Source organism: Amycolatopsis sp. NPDC051716 (assembly GCF_040681595.1).
In the GTDB taxonomy this organism is placed as follows: domain Bacteria; phylum Actinomycetota; class Actinomycetes; order Mycobacteriales; family Pseudonocardiaceae; genus Amycolatopsis.
This window is the reverse complement of the sequence record NZ_JBFAZA010000005.1, coordinates 59,998-82,455: the sequence shown is the minus strand read 5'-3', so window position 1 is coordinate 82,455 and position 22,458 is coordinate 59,998. Positions and strand designations below refer to the sequence as shown.

General features: G+C 71.6%; 24 protein-coding genes. 8 read left to right on the top strand and 16 right to left on the bottom strand.

Annotation, left to right across the window (positions count from 1 at the left end):
• Window positions 1-4 precede the first annotated feature (4 nt).
• From AB0M30_RS08190 to AB0M30_RS08165, 6 genes are all read right to left on the bottom strand, one after another.
• On the bottom strand, window positions 5-553 hold the full coding sequence (locus AB0M30_RS08190) for an NADH-quinone oxidoreductase subunit B (protein WP_003081859.1): 549 nt from the start codon (window positions 551-553) through the stop codon (window positions 5-7).
• Between the two features lie 4 nt (window positions 554-557).
• Window positions 558-977: an NADH-quinone oxidoreductase subunit A gene (locus AB0M30_RS08185; protein WP_013222453.1), complete on the bottom strand. Its 420-nt coding sequence runs from the start codon at window positions 975-977 to the stop codon at window positions 558-560.
• A gap of 533 nt (window positions 978-1,510) precedes the next feature.
• Complete coding sequence (locus tag AB0M30_RS08180; protein ID WP_364581440.1) at window positions 1,511-2,797, bottom strand: geranylgeranyl reductase family protein; 1,287 nt, start codon at window positions 2,795-2,797, stop codon at window positions 1,511-1,513.
• 10 nt (window positions 2,798-2,807) lie between these two features.
• Window positions 2,808-3,497, bottom strand: coding sequence for a demethylmenaquinone methyltransferase (locus AB0M30_RS08175; RefSeq protein ID WP_086838659.1), 690 nt, complete (start codon window positions 3,495-3,497; stop codon window positions 2,808-2,810).
• A gap of 31 nt (window positions 3,498-3,528) precedes the next feature.
• On the bottom strand, window positions 3,529-4,632 hold the full coding sequence (locus AB0M30_RS08170) for a glycosyltransferase (RefSeq protein ID WP_364581437.1): 1,104 nt from the start codon (window positions 4,630-4,632) through the stop codon (window positions 3,529-3,531).
• Between the two features lies 1 nt (window position 4,633).
• Window positions 4,634-5,704, bottom strand: coding sequence for a glycosyltransferase family 1 protein (locus AB0M30_RS08165; RefSeq protein ID WP_364581434.1), 1,071 nt, complete (start codon window positions 5,702-5,704; stop codon window positions 4,634-4,636).
• Between the two features lie 177 nt (window positions 5,705-5,881).
• On the opposite strand from AB0M30_RS08165, the gene AB0M30_RS08160 reads away from it, so the two are divergent.
• Window positions 5,882-6,712, top strand: a complete 831-nt coding sequence (locus AB0M30_RS08160; RefSeq protein WP_285987955.1) for an inositol monophosphatase — start codon at window positions 5,882-5,884, stop codon at window positions 6,710-6,712.
• Between the two features lie 21 nt (window positions 6,713-6,733).
• Entirely contained in the window at window positions 6,734-7,291 is a 558-nt protein-coding gene (locus AB0M30_RS08155) for a GNAT family N-acetyltransferase (RefSeq protein ID WP_364581431.1), read from the top strand.
• 365 nt (window positions 7,292-7,656) lie between these two features.
• Here AB0M30_RS08155 and AB0M30_RS08150 read toward each other — a convergent pair whose 3' ends face one another.
• The 3 genes from AB0M30_RS08150 to menD all read right to left on the bottom strand — a co-directional run bounded on the left by AB0M30_RS08150 (window position 7,657) and on the right by menD (window position 11,453).
• Window positions 7,657-8,094: a DUF3592 domain-containing protein gene (locus tag AB0M30_RS08150; RefSeq protein ID WP_364581429.1), complete on the bottom strand. Its 438-nt coding sequence runs from the start codon at window positions 8,092-8,094 to the stop codon at window positions 7,657-7,659.
• A gap of 22 nt (window positions 8,095-8,116) precedes the next feature.
• On the bottom strand, window positions 8,117-9,655 hold the full coding sequence (locus AB0M30_RS08145) for a M1 family metallopeptidase (RefSeq protein ID WP_364581426.1): 1,539 nt from the start codon (window positions 9,653-9,655) through the stop codon (window positions 8,117-8,119).
• Window positions 9,656-9,776: 121 nt separating this feature from the next.
• On the bottom strand, window positions 9,777-11,453 hold the full coding sequence (menD, locus tag AB0M30_RS08140) for a 2-succinyl-5-enolpyruvyl-6-hydroxy-3-cyclohexene-1-carboxylic-acid synthase (RefSeq protein WP_364581424.1): 1,677 nt from the start codon (window positions 11,451-11,453) through the stop codon (window positions 9,777-9,779).
• Between the two features lie 90 nt (window positions 11,454-11,543).
• Between menD and AB0M30_RS08135 the strand changes: the two genes are divergently transcribed.
• Genes AB0M30_RS08135 through AB0M30_RS08120 form a run of 4 tightly spaced genes read left to right on the top strand, consistent with a single transcriptional unit; the run spans window position 11,544 to window position 14,705 of the window.
• Window positions 11,544-12,467 (top strand): 1,4-dihydroxy-2-naphthoyl-CoA synthase, encoded by a 924-nt coding sequence (locus tag AB0M30_RS08135; RefSeq protein WP_364581423.1) that lies wholly within the window; start codon window positions 11,544-11,546, stop codon window positions 12,465-12,467.
• 1 nt (window position 12,468) lies between these two features.
• A complete protein-coding gene (gene menE / locus AB0M30_RS08130) occupies window positions 12,469-13,593 on the top strand; it encodes an o-succinylbenzoate--CoA ligase (RefSeq protein ID WP_364581872.1) in 1,125 nt (374 codons plus the stop codon).
• 51 nt (window positions 13,594-13,644) lie between these two features.
• Complete coding sequence (locus tag AB0M30_RS08125) at window positions 13,645-13,782, top strand: hypothetical protein (RefSeq protein ID WP_364581420.1); 138 nt, start codon at window positions 13,645-13,647, stop codon at window positions 13,780-13,782.
• Between the two features lie 50 nt (window positions 13,783-13,832).
• A complete protein-coding gene (locus AB0M30_RS08120) occupies window positions 13,833-14,705 on the top strand; it encodes a 1,4-dihydroxy-2-naphthoate polyprenyltransferase (protein ID WP_364581418.1) in 873 nt (290 codons plus the stop codon).
• On the opposite strand, the gene AB0M30_RS08115 is transcribed toward AB0M30_RS08120, so the two are convergent.
• Genes AB0M30_RS08115 through AB0M30_RS08105 form a run of 3 tightly spaced genes read right to left on the bottom strand, consistent with a single transcriptional unit; the run spans window position 14,702 to window position 16,550 of the window.
• The gene (locus AB0M30_RS08115; RefSeq protein WP_364581415.1) at window positions 14,702-15,787 is read right to left on the bottom strand and encodes a PLP-dependent cysteine synthase family protein; all 1,086 of its coding nucleotides are present in this window, start codon (window positions 15,785-15,787) and stop codon (window positions 14,702-14,704) included. The genes AB0M30_RS08120 and AB0M30_RS08115 overlap by 4 nt on opposite strands.
• Window positions 15,784-16,065 carry a DUF4229 domain-containing protein gene (locus AB0M30_RS08110; RefSeq protein ID WP_103337318.1) on the bottom strand — a complete coding sequence of 94 codons (282 nt, stop codon included), beginning with the start codon at window positions 16,063-16,065 and terminating at the stop codon, window positions 15,784-15,786. Before AB0M30_RS08110 ends, AB0M30_RS08115 begins: the two co-directional genes overlap by 4 nt.
• Before the next feature lie 11 nt (window positions 16,066-16,076).
• On the bottom strand, window positions 16,077-16,550 hold the full coding sequence (locus tag AB0M30_RS08105) for an Lrp/AsnC family transcriptional regulator (protein ID WP_199191200.1): 474 nt from the start codon (window positions 16,548-16,550) through the stop codon (window positions 16,077-16,079).
• 277 nt (window positions 16,551-16,827) lie between these two features.
• Here AB0M30_RS08105 and AB0M30_RS08100 point away from each other — a divergent pair, with 277 nt between their 5' ends.
• Together AB0M30_RS08100 and AB0M30_RS08095 are read left to right on the top strand one after the other, a co-directional pair.
• Complete coding sequence (locus AB0M30_RS08100; RefSeq protein ID WP_086837800.1) at window positions 16,828-17,040, top strand: BldC family transcriptional regulator; 213 nt, start codon at window positions 16,828-16,830, stop codon at window positions 17,038-17,040.
• Window positions 17,041-17,184: 144 nt separating this feature from the next.
• Window positions 17,185-17,370: a hypothetical protein gene (locus tag AB0M30_RS08095; protein ID WP_103337315.1), complete on the top strand. Its 186-nt coding sequence runs from the start codon at window positions 17,185-17,187 to the stop codon at window positions 17,368-17,370.
• A 74-nt stretch (window positions 17,371-17,444) separates the two neighbouring features.
• On the opposite strand, the gene AB0M30_RS08090 is transcribed toward AB0M30_RS08095, so the two are convergent.
• From AB0M30_RS08090 to AB0M30_RS08075, 4 genes are all read right to left on the bottom strand, one after another.
• Entirely contained in the window at window positions 17,445-18,821 is a 1,377-nt protein-coding gene (locus tag AB0M30_RS08090) for a MinD/ParA family protein (RefSeq protein ID WP_364581411.1), read from the bottom strand.
• Window positions 18,822-18,896: 75 nt separating this feature from the next.
• Window positions 18,897-19,865 (bottom strand): c-type cytochrome biogenesis protein CcsB, encoded by a 969-nt coding sequence (gene ccsB / locus AB0M30_RS08085; protein WP_364581408.1) that lies wholly within the window; start codon window positions 19,863-19,865, stop codon window positions 18,897-18,899.
• 3 nt (window positions 19,866-19,868) lie between these two features.
• Entirely contained in the window at window positions 19,869-21,464 is a 1,596-nt protein-coding gene (locus AB0M30_RS08080; RefSeq protein WP_364581405.1) for a cytochrome c biogenesis protein ResB, read from the bottom strand.
• Window positions 21,461-22,234 (bottom strand): cytochrome c biogenesis CcdA family protein, encoded by a 774-nt coding sequence (locus tag AB0M30_RS08075; RefSeq protein WP_364581404.1) that lies wholly within the window; start codon window positions 22,232-22,234, stop codon window positions 21,461-21,463. The genes AB0M30_RS08080 and AB0M30_RS08075 overlap by 4 nt, the downstream gene beginning before the upstream one ends.
• Window positions 22,235-22,458 lie beyond the last annotated feature (224 nt).

Below are 22,458 nucleotides of genomic sequence, written 5' to 3'. Positions count from 1 at the left end.
CGCTCTACTTCTTCGCGTACTTGATCGACGACGCGACGAGCTCGGTGCGCTCCCCGCTCGCGGCGCGGATGGCGGCGCGGCGGGCGTTGATCGGCTCGTCCTGGATCTTGGCGTGCAGCTTGAGGATCGCGTCCAGCAGCATCTCCGGCCGCGGCGGGCAGCCGGGCAGGTACATGTCGACCGGCACGATGTGGTCGACGCCCTGGACCACGGCGTAGTTGTTGAACATGCCGCCGGAGGAGGCGCAGACGCCCATCGCGAGGACCCAGCGCGGCTCGGCCATCTGGTCGTAGATCTGGCGCAGGACCGGGGCCATCTTCTGCGTGACGCGCCCGGCCACGATCATCAGGTCGGCCTGCCGCGGCGTCGCGCTGAAGCGCTCCATGCCGAAGCGGGCGATGTCGTAGCGGGAACCGCCGACCGTCATCATCTCGATCGCGCAGCAGGCGAGACCGAAGGTGGCGGGCCACAGCGAGTTCTTGCGCGCCCAGTTGACGAGGCCTTCGAGGCTGGCCAGCAGGATGCCGTTGGGGAGTTTTTCTTCCAGGCCCATGGGTCTAGTTCCAATCCAGGCCGCCGCGCCGCCACACGTAGGCGTACGCGAAGCCGACCGTCGCGATGAACAGCAGGATCTCCACCAGGCCGAACGTGCCCAGCGCGTCCGCCTGCACGGCGAACGGGTAGAGGAAGACCATCTCGATGTCGAACAGGATGAACAGCATCGCGGTGATGTAGTACGCGACCGGCATCCGCCCCGCGCCGACGAGCGGCTGCGGGGACGGTTCGATGCCGCACTCGTAGGCGGACAGCTTGGCCTTGTTGTACCGGCTGGGGCCGACGAGCGGCCCGAGCAGGACCGACAGCACGGCGAAACCGAGCGCCAGCACGAACAACAGGACCAGGGGCAGGTAGGGCTTCAGGCTCGGGGCCTCTTGCGCCAGCTGCACCGTGTCGGTCCGGGTCAGCAACGTCAGCACGGGGTCTTCGCCATCCTTTCCGCGCCGCTGCGGTTGAGCTTGTGGTGGGGAACCGCTGGGCCTCGTCGGCACCCTAAGGGACCTGGGTCACACCGCCGAGGGTCAGGGTCTCCTTACGGCCCGTGGCTGGGCCCAGAGGGAAAACACAGTGCGCTTGTGAAATAGTTCACAAGCCACTCGTCGCGGATGTGAAGGGATTCACAAAGCATGGGGGGAGTCTAGGACGCGACTCACACTCTTGTCCCTAGTACCCCGGGTTATCAGGGTCGCCTAAGTTCCCGCGCCATCGTTGTCACAGGTCGGCAACACCGCGCGCGCGACCTGCGCGAAGAGCGGTCAAGATCGCGTTCCGGCCGGACAAAACGGGCGCTGACCTGTGATCTATCCCACTGACCGCACGGCCAACTTGTTACGCCACTCGTGTGTCCGCGCACGAGCGCCCCAATGTGGCCTTGGGTGCGTCAGACGCACCCAATGTGGCCTTCGGTGCGTTGAACGCACCGAAGGCCACATTGGGGCGCTGGGAACCCGGGTCAGCGGGGGGTGGGGGTGGCGCGGGCGAGGGCCGCGATCAGGCGGTCGACGCCGTCGCCGCCCTTGGCGTCGTAGCAGCCCGAGAGGCCCTTGTAGACCAGCGGGAGGAGCTTGTTGATGCGCAGCCCGTACTTGGTGCACGCGTGCATGATCTTCGGCTTGCCGATGATCTTCGCAAAGACGTTGCCCAGCTGGTAGTAGCCGCCCATCAGCTCGCCCACGGCCCGCGGGTACGCCTCCAGCGCCCGCTCCCGCGAAGGGCCTTCGCGCCGCGCCAGGGCCTGCACGACGACCTCCGCGGCGATCTGCGCGGACTCCATCGCGGCCGAGATGCCTTCGCCGTTGAACGGGCTGACCATGCCGCCGGCGTCGCCGAGCAGCAGCAGGCCGTCGCGGTAGTGCGGGGTGCGGTTGAAGCCCATCGGGAGGCCGGCGCCGCCGACCTTGCCGATCGCGTTCTCCTCGCGGTAACCCCACTCCTCCGGCGTCCCGTCGAGCCACTGGCGCAGCAGTGCGCGGTAGTCGGTGTTCCGGAACGAGGCCGACGTCGACAGCATGCCGAGGCCGACGTTCACCGTGCCGTCGCCGAGCGGGAACGCCCAGCCGTAGCCCGGCAGCAGCTTCGGGTCACGCGGGTCGGACTTGTCCCACAGCTCGAGGTGGCCCTCGATGAACGGGTCGTCGTGGCGCGGGCTCTTGTAGTACTGGCGCACCGCGACACCCATCGGGCGCTTCTCGTTCTTCTGGATGCCGACGCTCAGTGCGAGCCGCGCGGACACGCCGTCGCAGGCCAGGACGAGCGGCGCGCGGTAGTTCACGGGCGTCCGCTCCGGGCCGACCTTCGCCTCGACGCCGACCACGCGCCCGCTCGCGTTCGTGATCGCGCTGGTGACGGTCGTGCGCTCGTAGAGCCGCGCGCCCGCCTTCACCGCGAGCTTCGCGAGGAGGTCGTCGAAGTCGTGGCGGGTGCGGGACACCCCGTACGGCGGGTAGCTGGTCAGGTCCGGCCAGTCGAGTTCCAGCGTGAGGTCGCCGGTGAGGATCCGCAGGCCGCGGCTGTGCACCCAGCCGGCGTCCTCGCTCGTGTCGATGCCCAGGTCGATCAGCTGCTTGACGCCACGCGGGGTCAGGCCGTCGCCGCAGACCTTCTCGCGGGGGAACTCGGTCTTCTCCAGCAGGAGGACGTCGACGCCCGCGCGGGCCAGGTAGGTGGCCACGGTGGACCCGGCGGGTCCGGCGCCGACGACGATGACTTCGGCGTCCTGATCTGGGCTACGACGGCTCATACCCGCGAGTTTAGGCAGGCTTTCGCGCGCGGTGGATCGCCACGACGCCGAATGTGAGGTTCAACCACTCGACGTCGGCCCAGCCCGCGCTCGCGATGATCTCGCCGAGGGTGCGCTGGTCCGGCCAGGCCAGCATCGATTCGGCCAGGTAGGAGTACGCCTCGGGGTTCGACGACGTCCGCTTGCCGACCCAGGTGAGCAGCTTGAGCATGAACCGCCGGTGGATGAACCGGATGGGCGCGAACGGCGGCGTCGAGACCTCGCAGATCACCAGCCGGCCACCCGGCTTGACCACCCGGGCGATCTCGGTGAGCGCCGCCTTCGTGTCGACGAAGTTGCGCAGGGCGAGGGAGATCGTCACGGCGTCGAAGCTCTCGTCCGCGAACGGGAGGTTCAGCGCGTCCGCCGCGACCATCGGGACCTTGCGGTGCAGCCCGGCACGGAGCATGCCGAACGAGAAGTCCGCGGCCAGGCACCAGGCGCCCCCGCGGGCGTACTCGACGGTGGACACCCCGGTGCCGGCGGCGAGGTCCAGGACCTTTTCGCCGCGGCGGGCGTCGAGCACGCGGGCGGTGGTGGTGCGCCAGCGCCGGTCGAAGCCGAACGTCATGAACGAGTTCGCCCGGTCGTACCCGTCCGCGACGCCGTCGAACATCGCGGCGACTTCGTGCGGGTCCTTGTCCAGGCTTGCGCGTGACATGGGTCGAATCTAGCCCGGACCGCCGGGACGTTCAGCGGAAGGTGGCCAGCATCCCGGCCACCGCCGCGGGCCACGTGAACTCCTCGGCCCGAGCCCGTGCCGCCGCGCGCCGGGCCTCCTCCGGGTGCTCGAGCAGGTCCGTGACCGCCGTGGCGAAGGCGGGCGCGTGGTCGTCCACCGCCGCGCCGCAGCCCGGGCGCACGATCTCGCGCAGCGCGGACGACGCCGACACCACCACCGGCGTCCCCGAGGCCAGGGCCTCCAAGGCCGCCAGCCCGAACGTCTCGTGCGGCCCCGGCGCCAGCGAAACGTCCGCGCTGGCCAGCAACCGGGCGACGTCGTCGCGGCCGGACAGGAACCCCAGGAACGTCACCGGCAGGCCGCGTGCCCGGCGCTCCAGGGCCCGCCGGCGCGGCCCGTCGCCCGCCACGACCAGCCGGACCCGCGCGCCCGCCTCGGTCAGCTCGGCGACGGTGTCCACGCTGCGTTCCACGTGCTTCTCCGGCGAGAGACGTCCACAGTGGACGAGCAGGGTGTCCGCGCCGGAGGCCAGGCCGGTCCGCCAGCCGTCGTCGCGCATGGCGGGCCGGAACGTCGCGAGGTCGACGCCGAGCGGGACGCGGCGGACGTTAGGCGCCGCGATCCGGTCGAACTCCGCGCGCGCGAACGCCGTCGTGCAGACGACCGTGTCGTAGCTCGCGGCCATCCGCCGGTTCGCGGTGTCGGCGACGCGGCGGGCCACCGGCGCGGGCAGCAGGAACTGCTCCAGCAGGCGGTCGAGGCGCTCGTGGGAGATGACCGTGCTGGGCACGCCGTGGCGGCTCGCCCAGCCGCCCATCCCCCGCAGCGTCAGCCGGTCGGACACCTCCAGGCGGTCCGGCTCGAGCTTCCGCAGCACCGCGCGGACCCGGTGCGGGTCGACGGCCCGGTAGCCGCCGGTACCCGGGATCCGCGGCGCCGGCAGGGAAAACCGCCGCACGCCGGTCGGCAGGACCTCGTCGGCGTACCGGCGGCCGGGCACCACGAGCGTCACCTCGTGCCCGCTCGCGACGTAGCCGGCGCCGAGGTGGTGCAGCGCGGTGCGCAGGCCGCCCGAGCGCGGCCCGTAGAAGTTCGCGAGCTGGACGATGTGCACGTCAGGCCGCGCGGGCGGCCCGGCCCCGCACGGCTTCGTAGTGCCCGACCAGCTCGTGGCAGACGGCGGGCCAGGTGCGGCCCAGCACCACCTTGCGCGCCTTCTCGCCGAGCCTCGCGCGCAACGCGGCGTCTCGGAGGGCGTCGACCCTTTCGACGAGCGCCGTGCCGAACCGCTCGCGGTCCGCGGGCAGCAGGTAGCCGGTGCGGCCGGGCAGCACGAGGTCCTTCGGGCCGCCCGCGTCCGGGGCGAGCACCGGCAGCCCGGAGGCCATCGCCTCCTGCACCGCCTGGCAGAACGTCTCGTGCGGTCCGGTGTGGACGAAGACGTCGAGGCTCGCGTACGCCTTCGAGAGGTCCTCGCCGTACTTCGCGCCGAGGAAAGCGGCGTCCGGCAGCTGCTCCCGGAGGCTTTCGAGCTCGGGCCCGTCGCCGACGACGACCACGCGGATCCCCGGCACCGCGGCCAGCGCGGCCAGCCGGTCGACCTCCTTCTCGGGGGCCAGCCGGCCGACGAACCCGACGAGCAGCTCACCGGCCGGGGCCAGCTCGGCCCGCAGCACCGGGTCGGCGTGCGCCGGGGAAAACCGGTCGATGTCCACGCCGCGCGCCCACCGGTGCACGCGCGGGACGCCGTGGAGCCGCAGCTGCTCGACGGAGTCGCTGGACGGGGCGAGGGTCCGGTCGGCGCGCGAGTGCAGCCGCCGCACCCAGCGCCACGCGGCGCGGGCGCCGATGCCGAAGCCGTACGCGGCGGCGAACCCGGCGATGTCGGTCTGGTAGACGGCGATCGACGGGACGCGCAGCCGTCTCGCGGCGGCGAGCCCGCGCGCGCCGACGACGAACGGCGACGCCAGGTGCACGACGTCCGGGCCGAACGCGGCCAGCGCGTTCAGCACCGTGCGCGTCGGCAGGCCGATCGGCAGGGAGCTGACCCCGGGGACGTCGAGCGCGGGAATCCGGATGACCGGGGCCCCGCGGTAGGAGTCCGGGCCGGGGCCGGGGGCGATGATCAGCACGTCGTGCGCGCGTTCGCGCAGGTGCTCGACGACCCGCAGGACGGAGTTGGTCACGCCGTTCACCTGGGGCAGGAAACTTTCGGTGACTATGGCGACTCGCACGTCCTGGACGATCGCACCCGATCCTGGCGCTGGTGTGACGTGTGAGCCAACGCTGCCGGAACAGATCGGCTACGACATGTCATCTCAAGGTCGTGTCCTGGAAACCAGGGTGGGCCAGGCTAAGCAGGCATGACCCTCTTGTCCTCACGGCCGCCGCGGCCCGTCGAGCCCGGCCTGCTGTCGAGGGCGCTCGAAGTGGCCGGGCGGCTGGCCAACGACGCCACCGACGTGATCACCGCGACCGCCGGCCGCGGCGCCCACCCTTCGACGCTGGATTCGCCGTTCGACTGGGTCACCGACACCGATCGCATCCTGGAGCGCCACACGCGGCGCGTCCTGACCGCGGAGTTCCCGGGCATCCCGGTGGTCGGCCACGAGTTCGGCGCCGACCACGGCGCGGACGTCGCGGAATACCGCTGGGTGGTCGACTCGGTGGACGGCACGGCGAACTACGTGGCCGGGGTGCCGTGGTGCGCGTACAGCCTGGCGCTGGTGGACGCGGCGGGCCCGGTGGTGGGCGTGGTGGCGGACCCGTACCGCGCCCAGATCTACGCCGCGGCGCGCGGCCGGGGGGCCCGCGCGAACGGCAAGCCGATCAAGCTGGTGGACCGCTGCGTGACGGCGGGGGCGCTGGTGTGCACCGAGCTGGCCCGCAGCGGCCCGTGGCCGGGCATGGGCGGCTTCATCGAGCGGGCGGCGGCGGCCCACGCGGGGGTCCGGGTCCTCGGCTCGGCGGCGTTGTCGATCGCCCAGGTGGCGTTGGGCCACGCGGCGGCGGCCGTGCTGCACAGCTACCACGAGTGGGACGTGGCCGGCTCGGTGGCGATGGCCATCGAGGCGGGCGCGGTGGTGCTGGACAAGCACGGCGAGGACACGGCCCTCCCCACGGACGGCCTGCTGGTGGCGGCCCCGGGAGTGGCGGACGAGGTCCTCGGCTGGTGGCAGGAGACGGCGGGCTGATCGGGTTGCGAAGATCGGGCCATGCCGACCCTTCGCACGCCGCGGCTCACCCTCGTGCCGCTGGCCGACGAGCACCTCGAGCTGGAGTACGAGCTGGACTCCGACCCGGAGATGATGCGCTACCTCACCGGCCGCGCGGCGACGCGCGCCGAGGTCGCCCAGGCCCACGCCCGCCGGATGGCGACTGTGTCAAGCTTCGGCTTTTGGATGGGCTTCGCGGGCGAGGACTTCGTCGGGTGGTGGCTGTTGCGGCCGCCGAACGGCCCGGACCAGCCTTTCGCCGAAGGCGAGGCGGAGCTGGGTTACCGCCTGCTGCGCCGCCAGTGGCGTCAGGGGTACGCCCGGGAGGGTTCGCTGGAGCTGCTCCGCTACGGCTTCGAGGAGCTGGGCCTCGACCGTGTTTTCGCCCAGACGATGGCGGTCAACACACCATCTCGGGCCACCATGGCCTCGGCCGGGCTGACGTTCGCGCGGGCGTTCACCTCGGCCGCGGAGTACGCCGACCCGATCGAAGGCGCCGAGCAGGGCGAGGTCGAGTACGAGATAACGCGGAAGCGGTGGCAGGAGACAGCGGGCTGAGTTATCCACATCATGTCCGGCTATCCACAGATTCGCCGCATCACCCATTTGTGCAGCGCCCCACCGATAGACTGGAACAGGGCACGCCCCCCAGGGTGTGGCGGGGAGCTGTCTGCGCGGCCGGGGGCCTCAACCCCACAAGGCACACAGCCCGTCTACACCTCCGCCGCCCGACACAAGCCCGGCCGGGCATGGGCCGAACCAGCCCGCCCTACACCTCCCCCGCCCCTCGTCCCCGCCGCAGTCAGCACCGGAGAGCCGGGGTCAAGGGTGAGCGAAGCTCACCGCGAAGCGACGCCGAAGGCGCCCTCGAGGCCGGCTCTCCGGTGTTGAACAATCGAGGACGGGGAGCGGGGAACCACGGATCAGGCCGCAGCCTTGACCCGCTTGTCCTGCCGCCGGATCCACCAAAGCCCGGGCCCACCCACCAGCCAGGTAAAGAAAACAAAACTCCCCAGCGGCAGCAACGTCAGCGTCGCGGACCGACCCGCCACCCGCGCCAGCTCCGGATCAGACGCGTCGTACTCGATCCGCACCAGCTGCCCGGCCGCCAAGCCGTCCGGGTACAGCACGCCGTTCGCGGGGCTGTGCACGATCCCGTCCGGCGTCTCGAAGTGGATGATCGTCCGATCGAACGCCACCGAATCCACCGTCGCCGTGGCCGTCCCCATTTGGGCCGAGATCGCGCTGTCGTTGCGGATCGCGGCGAACAGCAGGCACACGCACATCACCGTGAGGAGCGAGGCGACGCCGAGGATGGTCCACCACCCGACGCGCCTCGCCCGCTCACCTCTCGTGCTCACGCCGCGAGCGTAGCGGTCTTGCTCAGCCCGCGTGTTCGGCGGCGAGGAACCGGTGGTTCGCCTGGATCTGGTCGTACGAACGCGGCTTGACCGAAGCCGAAGCCGCAGCGGAAGCCGAGGCCGAAGCCCGCGAAGCAGGAGCGGCAGCACCGTTCGGGCCCACCGCGGGCTTCCCCGCCGTGTACAGCCACGTCTGGAACAGGTCGTGCAGCGGCTTGCCCGAGATCTTCTCCGCCAGCGCGATGAACTGGAGGATCCGCCCGTCCGAACCGCCCTTGGCCGCCTGCCACGCCTTCAGGATGGCGAAGAAAGCGTCGTCACCGACGGCCGTCCGCAGCGCCTGCAGCGTCAGCGCACCCCGGTCGTAGACCGCGTTGTCGAACTGGTTGTCCGCGCCCGGGTCGGCCGGGACGAGCTTCCACAGGTCGGCGTCGGCCGGGTTCGAGTCGTACGTGTACTGCGCCAGCTCGGCGACCGTGCCCTCGCCCTCGTGCTCCGACCACAGCCACTCCGCGTAGGACGCGAAGCCCTCGTTCAGCCAGATGTCGCTCCAGCGGCCGAGGGAGACGTTGTCGCCGAACCACTGGTGGGCGTTCTCGTGCGCGATCAGCGTCGTGTTCGAGCCCGCGCGGAAGTTGCGGACGCCGTACGTCGGGCGGGTCTGGTTCTCCAGGGAGAACGTGATCCCGCTGGTCACGACGCCGCCCTCGGCCTCGAACGGGTACGGCCCGAACTGCGTCGCCAGGAACTCGTCGATCTCCGGCGTCCGCTCGACGCTGGCCTTCGCCGCGTACAGCGAGTCGCCGAGGTCGGCTCCGTACGCCGTCACGAACGGCTTGCCGTCGGGCGTCGTGGACTCGATGACCTCGTACTTGCCGACGATGAACGACGTCAGGTACGTCGCCTGCGGCTTGGTGCTCCGCCACTGCCAGCGGGTCCAGCCGGCGCGCTGCTTCGTCTTGCGCACCAGGGTGCCGTTGGAGATGGCGGCGTTGTCGTCCGGCGCCTCGATGGAGACGTCGTAGGTCGCCTTGTCGGTCGGGTGGTCGTTGGCCGGGAACCACCACGCCGAGCTCTGCGGCTCGTCGATGCCGAGCGCGCCGAAGGACCCCTTCTTCCACGCGTTGATGCCGTCCACCGTCTCGGTCGACGGCGTGTCCGCGTAGGCGACGACGACCGTCGCGGTCTGGCCCTTGAGCAGCGGCTGCGCCGGCGTGACGACGAGTTCGCCGTTGCCCGTCTGGTTCGTGAACTGGGCGGGCCGGTTGTTCACCCGCACGCTCGACGCCTTCAGCGCGAAGTCCAGGTCGAACCGCGAGAGGTCCTGCGTCGCCGTGAGCAGCAGCGTCGTGCTGCCCGACAGGAGATCGGTCGCGGGCTGGTAGGTCAGCCGGATGTCGTAGTGCAGCACGTCGGTGCCGCCGTTGCCGGCGTTCGGGTAGTACGGGTCGCCGACGCCGGGGGCGCCGGGGGCGGGCGCCGCGCTCGCGGTGCCGGCGAGCAGCACCGAGACGACGCCGGCCGCGAGCGCACCGAGACCGGTACGCGTTCTTGCACGCATTCGAATTCCTCCAAAAGGAGTGAGGATCAGCGCGCTCGAACGTAGCCAGCCAAGGAGCACCCAGAAACAGCCGAAGGGAGGTTTCTTGCCTGCTGAGATCCCACCCGGAAAGCGGTTGACGTCAGACCGCGGAGACGGCCGCGGAGACCGCCGCCCGCAGGCGGGCGTGCAGGTCGCGGTGCCGCGACCGGTCCACGCGCACCTCGACGACCCGCAGCCCGGGCGCGGGGGCCAGCGCCGCCTGGAACTCCGTCAGCGTCTCCGCGACGACGTGCGGGACGCGGTAGCCCGCGCACAGCGCACCCAGGTCGGCGCCGTGCGGGGTGCCGAAGACGCGCTCGAAGCTGGCCGAGTGCTCGGGTGCCCCCTGCTCGAGCAGCGAAAAGATGCCGCCGCCGTCGTCGTTGAGGACCACGATCGTCAGGTCGGGCCGCTGCTCGGCGGGCCCGGTCAGCAACCCGGAGGCGTCGTGCAGGAACGTCAGGTCGCCCAGCAGCGCGTACGACGGGCCCCGGTGCACGTACGCGGCGCCGATGGCCGTCGAGACCGTGCCGTCGATGCCCGCGACGCCGCGGTTGCGGTGCACGAGGACGTCCGGCCGCAGCCGGCCGGCCAGTGCGACGTCCCGGGTCGGGTTGGACGAGCCCACCACCAGCAGCGAGTCCGGGGGCAGCGCGTCCACCAGCTCGGTGGCCACCCGCAGCCCGCTGGGCCACGACTCTTCGGCCAGCGTCGCGGCGACGGCCGACGCGGCCGCGGCGTCGGCGCGGCGCCAGCTCGCCAGCCACTCCGGGTCGGCGGGCTTGGTCGGCTCGTCGAACCACTGCCCGACCTGGCGGACGTTGTGCGCGGGCGCCGGCCAGTCCGAGTCCGGCCGCACCAGCAGCACCTCGACCTCGGCGTCCGAGAGCACGTTCTGGATCTGCCGGAACACCGTCGGACGGCCGAGGCAGAGCACCTGCTCCGGCTTGTGCCTGCTGATGAACTCCTCGACGGCCAGCAGCCACACCCCGGACGAGATCGCCGTGCCGCCGGACAAACCCAGGCCGCCGGTCTCCGACACGACCGGCCAGCCGTGCTGCTCGGCCCACTCGCTGGCCGCCTGGACGCCGGTGTCGCACGCGATCACCAGGCCGTGGCGCGCCGAAGGCACCACGAACGACGGGAGTGCCCCGAAGTCCGGCAGCTCGGTCCAGCGGGACCCGTCCGCCCGGCCGTCGAGGGATTCGTACCACTCACCGTCATCGTCCAAATCGGGCACGAGCGGCTCGCGGAACGGGATGTTCAGGTGCACCGGCCCGCAGCGCCACTCGCCGTAGGCGGCGTTCCAGGCGCGGCAGATCTGGCTGCGCCAGTACGAGTTCTGCCCGGCCCGCCGCTCGGCGACGGCCAGCTCGTCGAAGTAGCGGACGGCGTCGCCGTAGAGCTGGTGCTGGTCGATGACCTGCGACGCCCCCGCGGCCCGCAGCTCGGGCGGCCGGTCGGCGGTCATGACGATCAGCGGGACACCGGCCCGGTCGGCCTCCAGGACGGCCGGGTGGAAGTTCGCGGCCGCGGTGCCGGACGTGCAGAGCACGGCCACCGGGCGGCCGGTGCGCGCGGCGATGCCGAGGGCGAGGAAAGCGGCGCCGCGCTCGTCGATGCGGACGTGCAGCCGCAGCTTGCCGGCGGCCGCCGCGTCGTACAGCGCGATCGACAGCGGCGCGTTGCGGGAGCCCGGGCAGAGGACGACGTGGGAAACGGTGTTGCGGACGAGTTCGTCGACGATGACCCTGGCCTGCGCGGTGGAAGGGTTCACCGGCAGGCTCCGTCGCCCGCCGACGCGCTCTTCACCGCGGAGGCGGCAGCCGGCACAGCAGAAGTGTCCACAGGTCCTATCCTCGCAAACGTGGATGACGCCCGAGTTTCCGAGCTGTTCGACCCCGCCGCGTGGACCGAGGTCGAAGGTTTCGCCTTCACCGACATCACCTACCACCGTTCCGCTGAGAACCGCGGCGGCAAACGCGTGGTGCGCATCGCGTTCGACCGTCCGGAGGTCCGCAACGCCTTCCGGCCGCACACCGTCGACGAGCTCTACCGGGCCCTCGACCACGCCCGGATGAGCTCCGACGTCGGCTGTGTCCTGCTCACCGGGAACGGCCCGTCGCCCAAGGACGGCGGGTGGGCGTTCTGCTCCGGTGGTGACCAGCGTATTCGCGGACGCTCCGGGTATCAGTACGCGAGCGGGGAGACCTCCGACACGGTGGACCCCGCGCGGGCCGGCCGGCTGCACATCCTCGAGTGCCAGCGGCTCATCCGGTTCATGCCGAAACCGGTGATCGCGGTGGTGCCGGGCTGGGCCGCGGGCGGCGGGCACTCCCTGCACGTGGTGTGCGATCTCACGCTCGCCTCGGCCGAGCACGCGAAGTTCAAGCAGACCGACGCCGACGTCGGCTCGTTCGACGGCGGCTACGGCTCGGCCTACCTGGCGAAGATGGTCGGCCAGAAGTTCGCCCGCGAAATCTTCTTCCTCGGCCGCGAGTACTCCGCCGAGCAGATGCACCGGATGGGTGCCGTGAACGCGGTCGTCCCGCACGCCGACCTGGAAAAAGAGGCGCTGACCTGGGCGTGGGAGATCACGCGCAAGTCGCCGACGGCGCAGCGGATGCTGAAGTACGCGTTCAACCTCACCGACGACGGCCTGGTCGGCCAGCAGCTGTTCGCCGGCGAAACCACCCGGTTGGCCTACATGCAGGACGAGGCCGTCGAAGGCCGTGACGCGTTCCTCCAGAAGCGCGACCCCGACTTCAAGGACGTCCCCTATTACTACTGAGCTGCTCCCGGTCCACCTCGACGGCTCGCCCGAAGCACTCGGCACGCTGAACAGAGCCGTCGCGGACGCGCTGGGCGGTGGCCCGGCGGTCCTGCCGTTCACCGACCCCGCGCTGCGCGACGCCATGGCGCCGGACGAGCCCGCCGAACCGGGCACCGCCGTGGTCATCGCCACCTCGGGCTCGACGGGCGCGCCCAAGGGCGTGCTGCTGTCGGCCCGCGCGCTGACCGCGTCCGCCGAGGCCACGCACACGCGGCTCGGCGGCCCGGGGCACTGGCTGCTGGCCACCCCGGCGCACTACATCGGCGGGCTGCAGGTGCTGGTCCGGTCGCTGCTGGCCGGGACGACCCCGGTGCCGCTGACCGGCACCGGCTTCCGCCCGGACGACTTCGCGGCCGCGGCGGCCCGGCTGCCGGGCGGCCCGCGGTACACGGCGCTGGTGCCGACCCAGCTGGTCCGGCTGCTCGACGACGGCGGCGCGGGGCTGGCCGCGGCGAAGACGTTCGACGCGATCGTGGTCGGCGCGGCGGCGACCTCGCCGGCCCTGCGTGAGCGCGCCGCGGACGCCGGGGTGCGGATCGTGCCCGCGTACGGGATGAGCGAGACGGCCAGCGGCTGCGTCTACGACGGCTTCCCCCTCGACGGCGTCCGCGTCGACCTCTCCGGTGACCGGATCCGGATCGCCGGGGACGTCCTCGCGCACGGCTACCGGCGCCGGCCGGACCTGACGGCGGAGTCGTTCGCGGACGGCTGGTTCACGACGTCCGATCGGGGGGTCCGGCACGACGACGGCCGCATCGAGGTCCTCGGCCGGGCCGACGACATGATCAACACCGGTGGCGTGAAGGTGTCGGCGAACGCGATCGAGCGGTGCCTCTGCGCGCAGCCCGGGGTGCGGGACGCCTGCGTCGTCGGCGTGCCGGACCCGGAGTGGGGCGAGGCCGTGGTGGCGCTGGTCGTCCCGCCGGGTGAGCACGGTGACCTCCGCGCGGCGGTCCGCGCGGAGCTGGGTGCGGCGGCGACGCCGAAGCGCATCGAATTCGGCTCCGAACTGCCGCTGCGCGGGCCGGGCAAGGTCGACCGGGCGGCGGTGAAGGCCCAGCTGACACCGGGCGTGACCCGCTGAATGGCGGCACTTCGTTGACACGCACCGGGTGCGCCCGCTTGGCTACTCACCATGAGGCGCTGGATCCGAACTGCTCTCGTCGCCACGGCCGTCGCGCTGGGCGTCCTGCTGCCCGCGAGCGTGGCTCTCGCCGACGGCGTGGACCCGAACAGCGGCTCGCTCGTCTGGGAGATGCCGACCTCGGACTGATTGCCCGGGTTCCGGCTCCCCCGTAGATCGTCATGGCGTTGAATGGCGCCATGGCGAGCTTGAGCGAGTGGATCGAAGGGGCCCGGCCGCGGACGCTGCCCAACGCGGTGGCGCCGGTGGTGGCGGGTGTCGGCGCGGCGATCGCGCTGGACACGTTCTCCTGGTGGCGTTCGGCGCTGGCGCTGCTGGTTTCCCTCTCGCTGATCATCGGCGTCAACTACGCCAACGACTACTCCGACGGCATCCGCGGCACGGACGAAAACCGCGTCGGCCCGCTCCGGCTGGTCGGCTCCGGCGTCGCCGCCCCGAAGGCCGTGCTGACCGCCGCGCTGATCTCCCTGGGCCTGGCCGGGGTGCTGGGGCTGGTCCTGGTGGCCGTCAGCGGGCACTGGTGGCTGCTGGGGATGGGCGCGCTGTGCATCCTCGGCGCGTGGTTCTACACCGGCGGCAAGAAGCCCTACGGCTACTACGGCTTCGGCGAGATCGCCGTCTTCGTGTTCTTCGGCCTGGCCGGCGTCCTGGGCACGGTGTACGTCCAGGCGGGCCGGGTGAGCTGGCCGGCGCTGGCGTGCGCGATCGCGGTCGGCTGCTTCTCGACGGCGGTCCTGACGGCCAACAACCTGCGTGACATCCCGACCGACGTCGAGGCGGGCAAGCACACCCTGGCCACCAGGCTGGGTGACCAGGGCACGCGGCGGCTGTACCTGGTGCTGGTGGCGGTGCCGTACGTGCTCGGCGGGGTCCTGCAGTTCACCACGCACTCGCTCGCCGCGCTCACGGTGCTGAGCGCCGCCCTGCTGCCCCAGTCGGTCAAGGCCATCCTCCGGGACGCGACCGGCCGCGACCTCATCCCGGCCCTGCGCGACACCGGGCTCGCGATGCTCGCGTGGGCGGTGCTGGCCGCGGTCGGCCTGAACCTCTAGCTCTCCGGGACGAACTTCCCGGTGGTGAGGAACTCCTCCAGCAACGCCGTGTGCGGGGCCAGGTCCAGGTTCTGCTGGGCCAGCCACTCGTCGTTGTAGTAGGTGTGCGCGTACCGCTCGCCGCCGTCGCACAGCAGCGTCACGACGCTGCCCGCCTGGCCGTCCTCGACCATCCGGGCGATGAGCCGGAACGCGCCGTAGAGGTTGGTGCCGGTCGAGCCGCCCGCCCAGTGGCCGGTCCGCTCGCGCAGCAGCCGGATCGCCGCCAGCGAGCCCGCGTCGGGTATCTGGAACATCTCGTCGATGACGCCGGGGACGAACGACGGCTCGCAGCGCGGCCGCCCGATGCCCTCGATCCGCGACGGCATGCCGGTGGCGTAGTCCAGCGCCCCGGTCTCCCAGGCGCCGTAGAACGACGAGTTCTCCGGGTCGACGACGCAGACCTTCGTCGTGTGGCGCTTGTAGCGGACGTACCGGCCGAAGGTCGCGCTCGTGCCGCCGGTGCCCGCGCCGACGACGATCCACGCCGGGACCGGGTGGCGCTCCGAGCGCATCTGCGCGAACACCGACTCGGCGATGTTGTTGTTGCCGCGCCAGTCCGTCGCGCGCTCGGCGTAGGTGAACTGGTCGAGGTAGTGCCCGCCGCACTCGGCGGCGAGCCGCTCCGCCTCGGGGTACATCGCCGGGGCCATGTCGACGAAATGGCACTCGCCGCCGTAGAACTCGATGAGCGCGACCTTCTCCTTCGACGTGCGCCGGGGCACGACGGTGATGAAGCGCAGGCCGAGCATCCGGGCGAAGTAGGCCTCGGACACCGCGGTCGACCCGCTGGAGGCCTCGACGAGCACGGTGTCCGGCCCGATCTGGCCGTTGACGAGCCCGTAGAGGAACAGCGACCGGGCCAGCCGGTGCTTCAGCGAGCCGGTCGGGTGGACCGACTCGTCCTTGAGGTACAGGTCGATGCCCCACTCCGGGGGCAGCGGGAAGACGTGCAGGTGCGTGTCGGCGCTGCGGTTGGCGTCGGCCTCGATGATCCGGACGGCCTCGCGGACCCAGCTGCGGTTGTGCGGACGGCGGCTCACTCGGGCTGTCCCTCGCCGCGCAGCTGCGCGCGCAGCTCGGCACGGGCGCGGGCGCGCTTCTCGTTGCGCTTCGCCAGCCCGGCGGTCACGCGGGCGTTGAGCGGGCGGAACAGCAGCAGGCCGAGCGGCAGCCCGACGACCAGGCCGATCACCAGGGCGACCAGCAGCGGCACCCCGGTCAGGGACAGCCCCCACGCGATCACCCCGACCAGCACGAACCGCGCCAGCAGGTACAGCGTCAGGTCACGGGGCAGGTGGTCGGCCTTCACGTCGCTCACATCAACGCAGGCTACGCCCCGCCCGCCCGGTCCTTCTGCAGGCCCGCGTTGTTCGGGCGGCCCTCGAACCGGGTCGAGAGCACCACGGTGGTGTTCGTCCGCCCGACGCCGGGGATGCGCCGCAGCCGGCCCAGCGTGCGCTCCAGCTCGTCGACGGTCGACACGCGCACCTTGACGACGAACGCCTCGTCGCCGGCCACCGCGTAGCAGCTCTCGACCTCGTCGAGCTCGGCGAGCGCGTCGGCGACGTCGTCCTCCGTGGCCGTGTCGGTCGGGTGGATGCTGACGAGGGCGGTGACGCCGAGCCCGACCGAACTCGGGTCGACGACCGCGTGGTAGCCGGTGATCACGCCGGCGGCCTCCAGCTTTCCCACGCGCTCGTGCACCGACGACGCGGACAGCCCGACGGCTCGTCCGAGATCGGCGTAGGTGGCCCGTCCGTTGATGCGCAACGCTGCGATGATCTTCCGGTCCAACTGATCCACGGGGATCACTCTATGCGGTTGGACAATCCCCCATTGGCACCACGCCTCGCCGCCGGTGCCCAGGCGAGGGACGTTCTCGCACGTCACGTCACCGGACGGTAGCCACCACGGCGCGCAATCTGTCCGTTTTGACCTTTAAGGGCTCTTTACTCGCGGACAACCGTTCGAGTACCCGACGGGTGAAGTGCAACGATTGCCTTGTTGGCTACCCCGGCGCGACGGGCCAGAAGGCCCGGACGCCTCCGGTATAGCAGTGAGTTCGTTAAGGAGGCGGAAAATGACCGCGACGATGGGCGGACGCCTGCTCACCCCTGGCGAGGTGGCAGCGCTGTTCCGAGTGGACCCCAAGACGGTGACGCGGTGGGCGACCGCGGGGCGGATCGGCTCGATCCGGACCCCGGGCGGGCACCGGCGGTTCCGGGAGTCCGAGGTGAACGAGCTCCTCGCCGAGCTGACCACCGACGCCAGCGAACCGGCGCGCACCGCCTGAACCATCCGGACGCCAGGGCCGTGTCGGGTACGGGAACCACCCCGTCCCGGCACGGCCTTCGTGTTTCCGGTGACCGCTTCAGGCCCACCACACGGCCGGAGAGGTTAACCTCGGGGGACAGGCAGCCATACGGAAGGATCCGGCATGCTCGCTCTGCTCGCGGCGGTCGGCGCGCTGGTCGTCGCCCTGCTCCTGTGGCGGTCGTTCGCCGGCCAGCGGATCGGGGTGCCCTCGGCTCCGCGCCGCGTCACCCTCGCCCCGGACGACGACCCCGACTTCCTGCGCCAGCTGGCCGAACAGCAGCGCAAACGCCGGGACGAAGACCTTTAGGGAGTCCTTTACCTTCGCCGCCCCGGTCGTGAGTGATAAAGCGGGTCAGAACCCGCCTCACCACTCACGAGCGGTCAGCGGTAGCCCTGGGAGAGCGGGGTCGCGAAGCCGTCGGCGACGGTCGCGGCCAGCTCGAGCAGGGCCAGGCGGGTGTCGCCGGACAGGCGGTCCAGCTCGATCTCGGCGCCTTCCTCCAGGTGCGGGTCGAACGGCACCTTGCAGACCGCCCGGACCTTCGCGCCGAAGTGCGCCGACAGCTTGTCGAGGTCGACCGAGCCGCCCTTGGGCCGGACCGAGTTGATCACCGCCACCGAGCGCTTGACCAGCTCGCCGTAGCCGTGGGCTTCGAGCCAGTCCAGCGTCGCCGAGGCGCTGCGGGCGCCGTCGACCGAGCCGGACGAGACCACGACCAACGCGTCCGCGACGTCCAGGACGCCCTTCATCGCCGAGTGCATCAGGCCGGTCCCGCAGTCGGTGAGCACGATGTTGTAGAAGTGCTCCAGCAGGTTGACCGTGCGCCGGTAGTCGTCCTCGGAGAAGGCCTCCGACACGGCGGGGTCCTGCTCGCTGGCCAGGATCTCCAGCCGGCTCGAACCCTGGGACGTGTAGGACCGGACGTCGCTGTAGCGCGTGATGCGGGCGGCGTCACGCAGCAGGTGGCGGACCGTCGCGGTCGTCTCCAGCGGGATCTTCTGCGACAGCGTGCCGCGGTCCGGGTTGGCGTCGACGGCGACGACGCGGTCGCCGCGCAGGGACGCGAACGTCGAGCCCAGCGTCGTGGTCACCGTGGTCTTGCCGACGCCGCCCTTGAGCGACAGCATCGCGATCTTGTAGCAGCCGCGCAGCGGCTGGTTGACGCGCGCGATGAGCTCGCGGCGGCGGGTGTCCGCCGGGCTCTCCCCCGGGTTGACCAGCTTCCCGGTGCCGACGTAGAGCGCCTTGCGCCAGCCGGACTGCGGGGGCCGCCGGGTCTGCTTGACCAGGTGCGCGGTCGACAGGTCGTGGCCGTGGCCCGGCTGCGCCTGCGGGGCCGCGTGCCGGCCGCCCTGGGGCTGCGGCAGCCCGGACGGCTGCCGCGGCCCGGGCGGCGGCTGCTGCGGGTACTGGGCGCTGGCCTGGTACTGCTGCGCCGGGTCGCCGTACTGCGGCTGCAGCGGCGGCAGGTTCTGGTCGTAGCCGTAGGGCACCTGGTGCGGCCCCGACACGGCCGGATTGGGCACCTGGTGCGGCCCCGACACAGCAGGGTTGGGCACCTGGTGCGGCCCCGAGACCGCCGGGTTGACCGGCGGCGCCACCGCCTGCGTCGGCTGCACGTCGAACGCCCCCGATGTCTCGGGGTGCGGGTGCGAGTCCGTCCGATCGTCGGCGAACAGGCCCGGCTGCGGTGCCGCAGCGGCCGGTTCAGCCTGTTCGGGGTGGCCTGGAGCCGATTCTTCGCTGGGTCCGGTCACCGGTGAAAACCTCCACGCGCTCCGCCTGACACTCCGCCCCCGGTGACGACGGTAGTCGGCGGACGCGCGGGCTGCTCAGCCCACCCCGGCGTAGGAGTGCAGGCCCGCGGTGACGAGGTTCACGAAGAACAGGTTGAACACGATCGCGGCGAACCCGACGATGTTGATGGCCGCGGCCCGGGCCCCCCGCCAGCCCGCGGTGGCCCGCGAGTGCAGGTAGGCCGCGTAGACCACCCAGGCGATGAAGGCGACGGTCTCCTTGGGGTCCCAGCCCCAGAACCGGCCCCACGCCGACTCGGCCCACACGGCGCCGCAGAGGACGCCGAAGGTGAACACCGGGAAGGCGAAGATGGTGGTCCGGTAGGCGATCCGGTCGAGGACGTCGGCCGCCGGCAGCTTCGAGGCGAACCGGGCGAACTTCGTGCCGTCCTTTTCGAAGGCCGCGCGGAACAGGTACAACACGCTGGCCACGCCCGGCACCAGGAAGACGCCGGAGCCGATGATCGCCGCCGAGACGTGGATGACCAGCCAGTACGACTGCAGCGCGGGCTGCACCGGCGCGGCGGTCGTGTACAGCAGCGTGCCGTTGACGAACATCAGGATCACGACGGGCAGCAGCAGGAAGCCGGTGAGGTGCCGGACCGGGAACTTCGACAGCACGATCAGCCAGGTGAGGACCGTGATGAATGTGACGGCCATGCCGTACTCGTACATGTTGCCCCAGGGCGCGCGGTGCACGGCGAGGCCGCGCAGCACGATCGCCGAGAGCTGCAGCAGCGCGCCGAGCACGAGCAGCGACGCGCCCATCCGGCCGATCCGCTCGGGGCGGCCGACCTCGCGCTGGGCGGCCGGGACCTCTTCGACCGGCGGCCCGCCGGCGCCGACGAGCTCGCGCGCCCGCAGCTTGGCGCGCTCGGTGGCGAGCCGGCCCTTGGCGCCGAAGCCCTGCTCGACCAGCGTCATCATCAGCGCGACGACGTAGATCGCCGCGGCGGTCGTGTACAGCCAGTCGCTGTAGGTCGACAGCGTCTCGTTGATCGGCATGCCTCAGCCCTTCTGACCACTGATCAGGCGTTCACTGACCCGCTGGAACTCTTCGCCGTACCCGGCCTGGTCGGTGCGGGCCAGCCCGGCGACCTCGATCACGGTACCCGGGTCGGCCGGCGTGCCCGGCTTCACCCGCACCCACAGCCGGCGGCGCTTGACCAGCAGGGACGCGCCGAGGCCGAGGAACATCGCGATGGCGAACCCGAGCACGAACCCCTGGGTCGGGTCGTGGGAAACCTGCAGGGAGACCCACTCGCCGACGCCGTCGAAGCGGACCTTCGTGCCGTCGTCGAGCTTGAGCTCCTGGCCGACCTTCAGGTTCTCGCGGGCGACCTTCTTCAGCCTGCCGTCGTCGATCAGGGTCTGGTCGACCTCGAACACCGACTGGCCGCGCCCGGCGTCGAGGCCGAGGTCCCCGCGCAGGACGTCGACGGCGACGGCGGGGTCCTTCGCCTCGGGCGCCGACGACGTCAGGACGTTGCCGTGCAGGAAGGCCGTGGGGGCGAACAGGCCGGTGACGGCCAGCTGGCGGGTCCGCCGCTGCACCTCGTCGGTGATGCCGGGCTGGTCGAACTTCGTCGCGCCTTCGGCGAGCATCGTGGTCGGGTCGACCGTGCGCCACTGGGTGTTCTGGGTGCGCTGCGAGCCGTCCGGGAAGGTGACCGTGAACTTCGGCGAGTAGCCGTGCCCGAGCAGGTAGACGCGGTCGCCGGCGGTGCGCAGCGGCGAGTTGACCTCGAGGCCGTACGGGCGCCAGGTGCCCGTCTCGAGGTCCGGGCCGGACTGGTACTCGATGTTCGAGTGGTAGTAGTCGGGCTGGCCCGACTCGGTGTAGCGGGCGGTGAAGTCGTTGACCTTCACGCAGAACGGGTCGAGGTCGGTGCCGTCGACGCGCAGTCCCGCGTTGAAGGAGTCGTAGTTGTAGATGCCGGCGTTGCAGAAGCCGTCGCCGTTCGCCTGGACGATGACCTGGCCTTCGTAGCCGTAGAGCTTGCCGAGGGCGAAGAAGACGATCAGGCCGAGCATGCTGAAGTGGAAGACGAGGTTGCCGGTCTCGCGCAGGAACCCGCGTTCGGCCGAGATCGTGCGGACGCCGTCGGCTTCCTCGCGCTCGACGCGGCGCCAGCCGGAGAGCTGCTTGTGGACGGCCGCGATCTCGGCGGCGACGTCGGCTTCGCTGCGGCCGAGCCGGTAGTGCGGCATCCGGGCCAGGTTGCGCGGCGTCAGCACCGGTTTGGCGCGCATCGCCTTGACGTACTCGAAGCTGCGCGGCGTCAGGCAGCCGATCAGCGAGATCATCAGCAGCAGGTAGATCGCCGAGAACCAGATGCTGGAGTAGACGTCGTAGAACTCGAGCTTGTCGAGCAGCGTCCCCCACCACCCGTGGGCGGCGAGGTACTCGGCGACCTTGGGCGCGTTGAGCTTCCGCTGCGGCAGGAGCGCGCCGGGCAGGGCGGCCAGGGCGAGGAGGAACAGCAGGACGAGCGCGGTGCGCATGGACGTCAGGCCGCGCCAGGTGTTGCGCAGGAAGGCGAAGGTGCGCTTGGCGGGCGTGGGGCCCGGCGGGGTCTTCGGGGGCGCCTCGGTGGTCGTCACAGCGGCAGCTCCAGGTTGACCGCGAGTTCGTTGCGGAGCCAGCCCATCAGATCTCCCCAGACGCCGGTGACCAGCAGCAGGCCGACGATCAGCAGCAGCACGCCGCCGAAGACCTGCACCTGGCGGCCGTGCCGGCGGACCCAGTCGGTGGCGCGCACGGCCCACCGGGCGCCGAGCGCGATGAGCAGGAACGGCAGCCCGAGGCCGAGGCAGTAGACGGCGATCAGCAGGTACCCGCGGGCCGCGGCGCCGCCGGTCGCACTGGCCAAGGTGGTGACGGCGGACAGCGTCGGGCCGATGCAGGGCGTCCAGCCGAGCCCGAAGATCGCGCCGAGCAGCGGGGCACCCCAGACACCGCCGCGCGGGACGTGGTGCGAGCGCACCTCCCGCTGCAGGCCCGGGATCCAGCCGAGGAACACCAGCGCCATGGCGATGGTGAGCACGCCGCCGAGGCGCTGCAGCAGGTCCTGGTTGAGGGTGAGGGTCGCGGTCAGCCAGACGAGCGTGCCGAAGGTCGCGACGAACACGACGGTGAACCCGAGCACGAACAGCAGCGCGGCTCCGACGACGGCCCACCGGCCCTGCTTGCGCTCTTCATCGGCACTGACGGCGGGAGCATCGGCCCCGACGAGCGCGGCGAGGTAGGCGAGGTACCCCGGCACGAGCGGCACCACGCACGGCGAGGCGAAGGAGATCGCGCCGGCGAGCAGCGCGACACCCGCGGCGAGCAGCAGCGGTCCGGAGATCGCCAGCTCGGTCACGGAGTTCACCCCGTTGAGGGTAGGCAGTGAGGTCCTGGTGAGAACGCCGGGGCCGCTTCACAGGACCTCGGTCACAGCAGATCAGGACCTTGGTCCCGGGGTTTCGGCCCGGTTCCGGCGGCCGCTGGTGCCGCGAATGACTCATTGGGGACCTCCGGCGTCCCGAATGAGTCATTCGCGACCTCCCGCGTCCCGAATGACTCATTCGCGACCTCCGGCGTCCCCAATGAGTC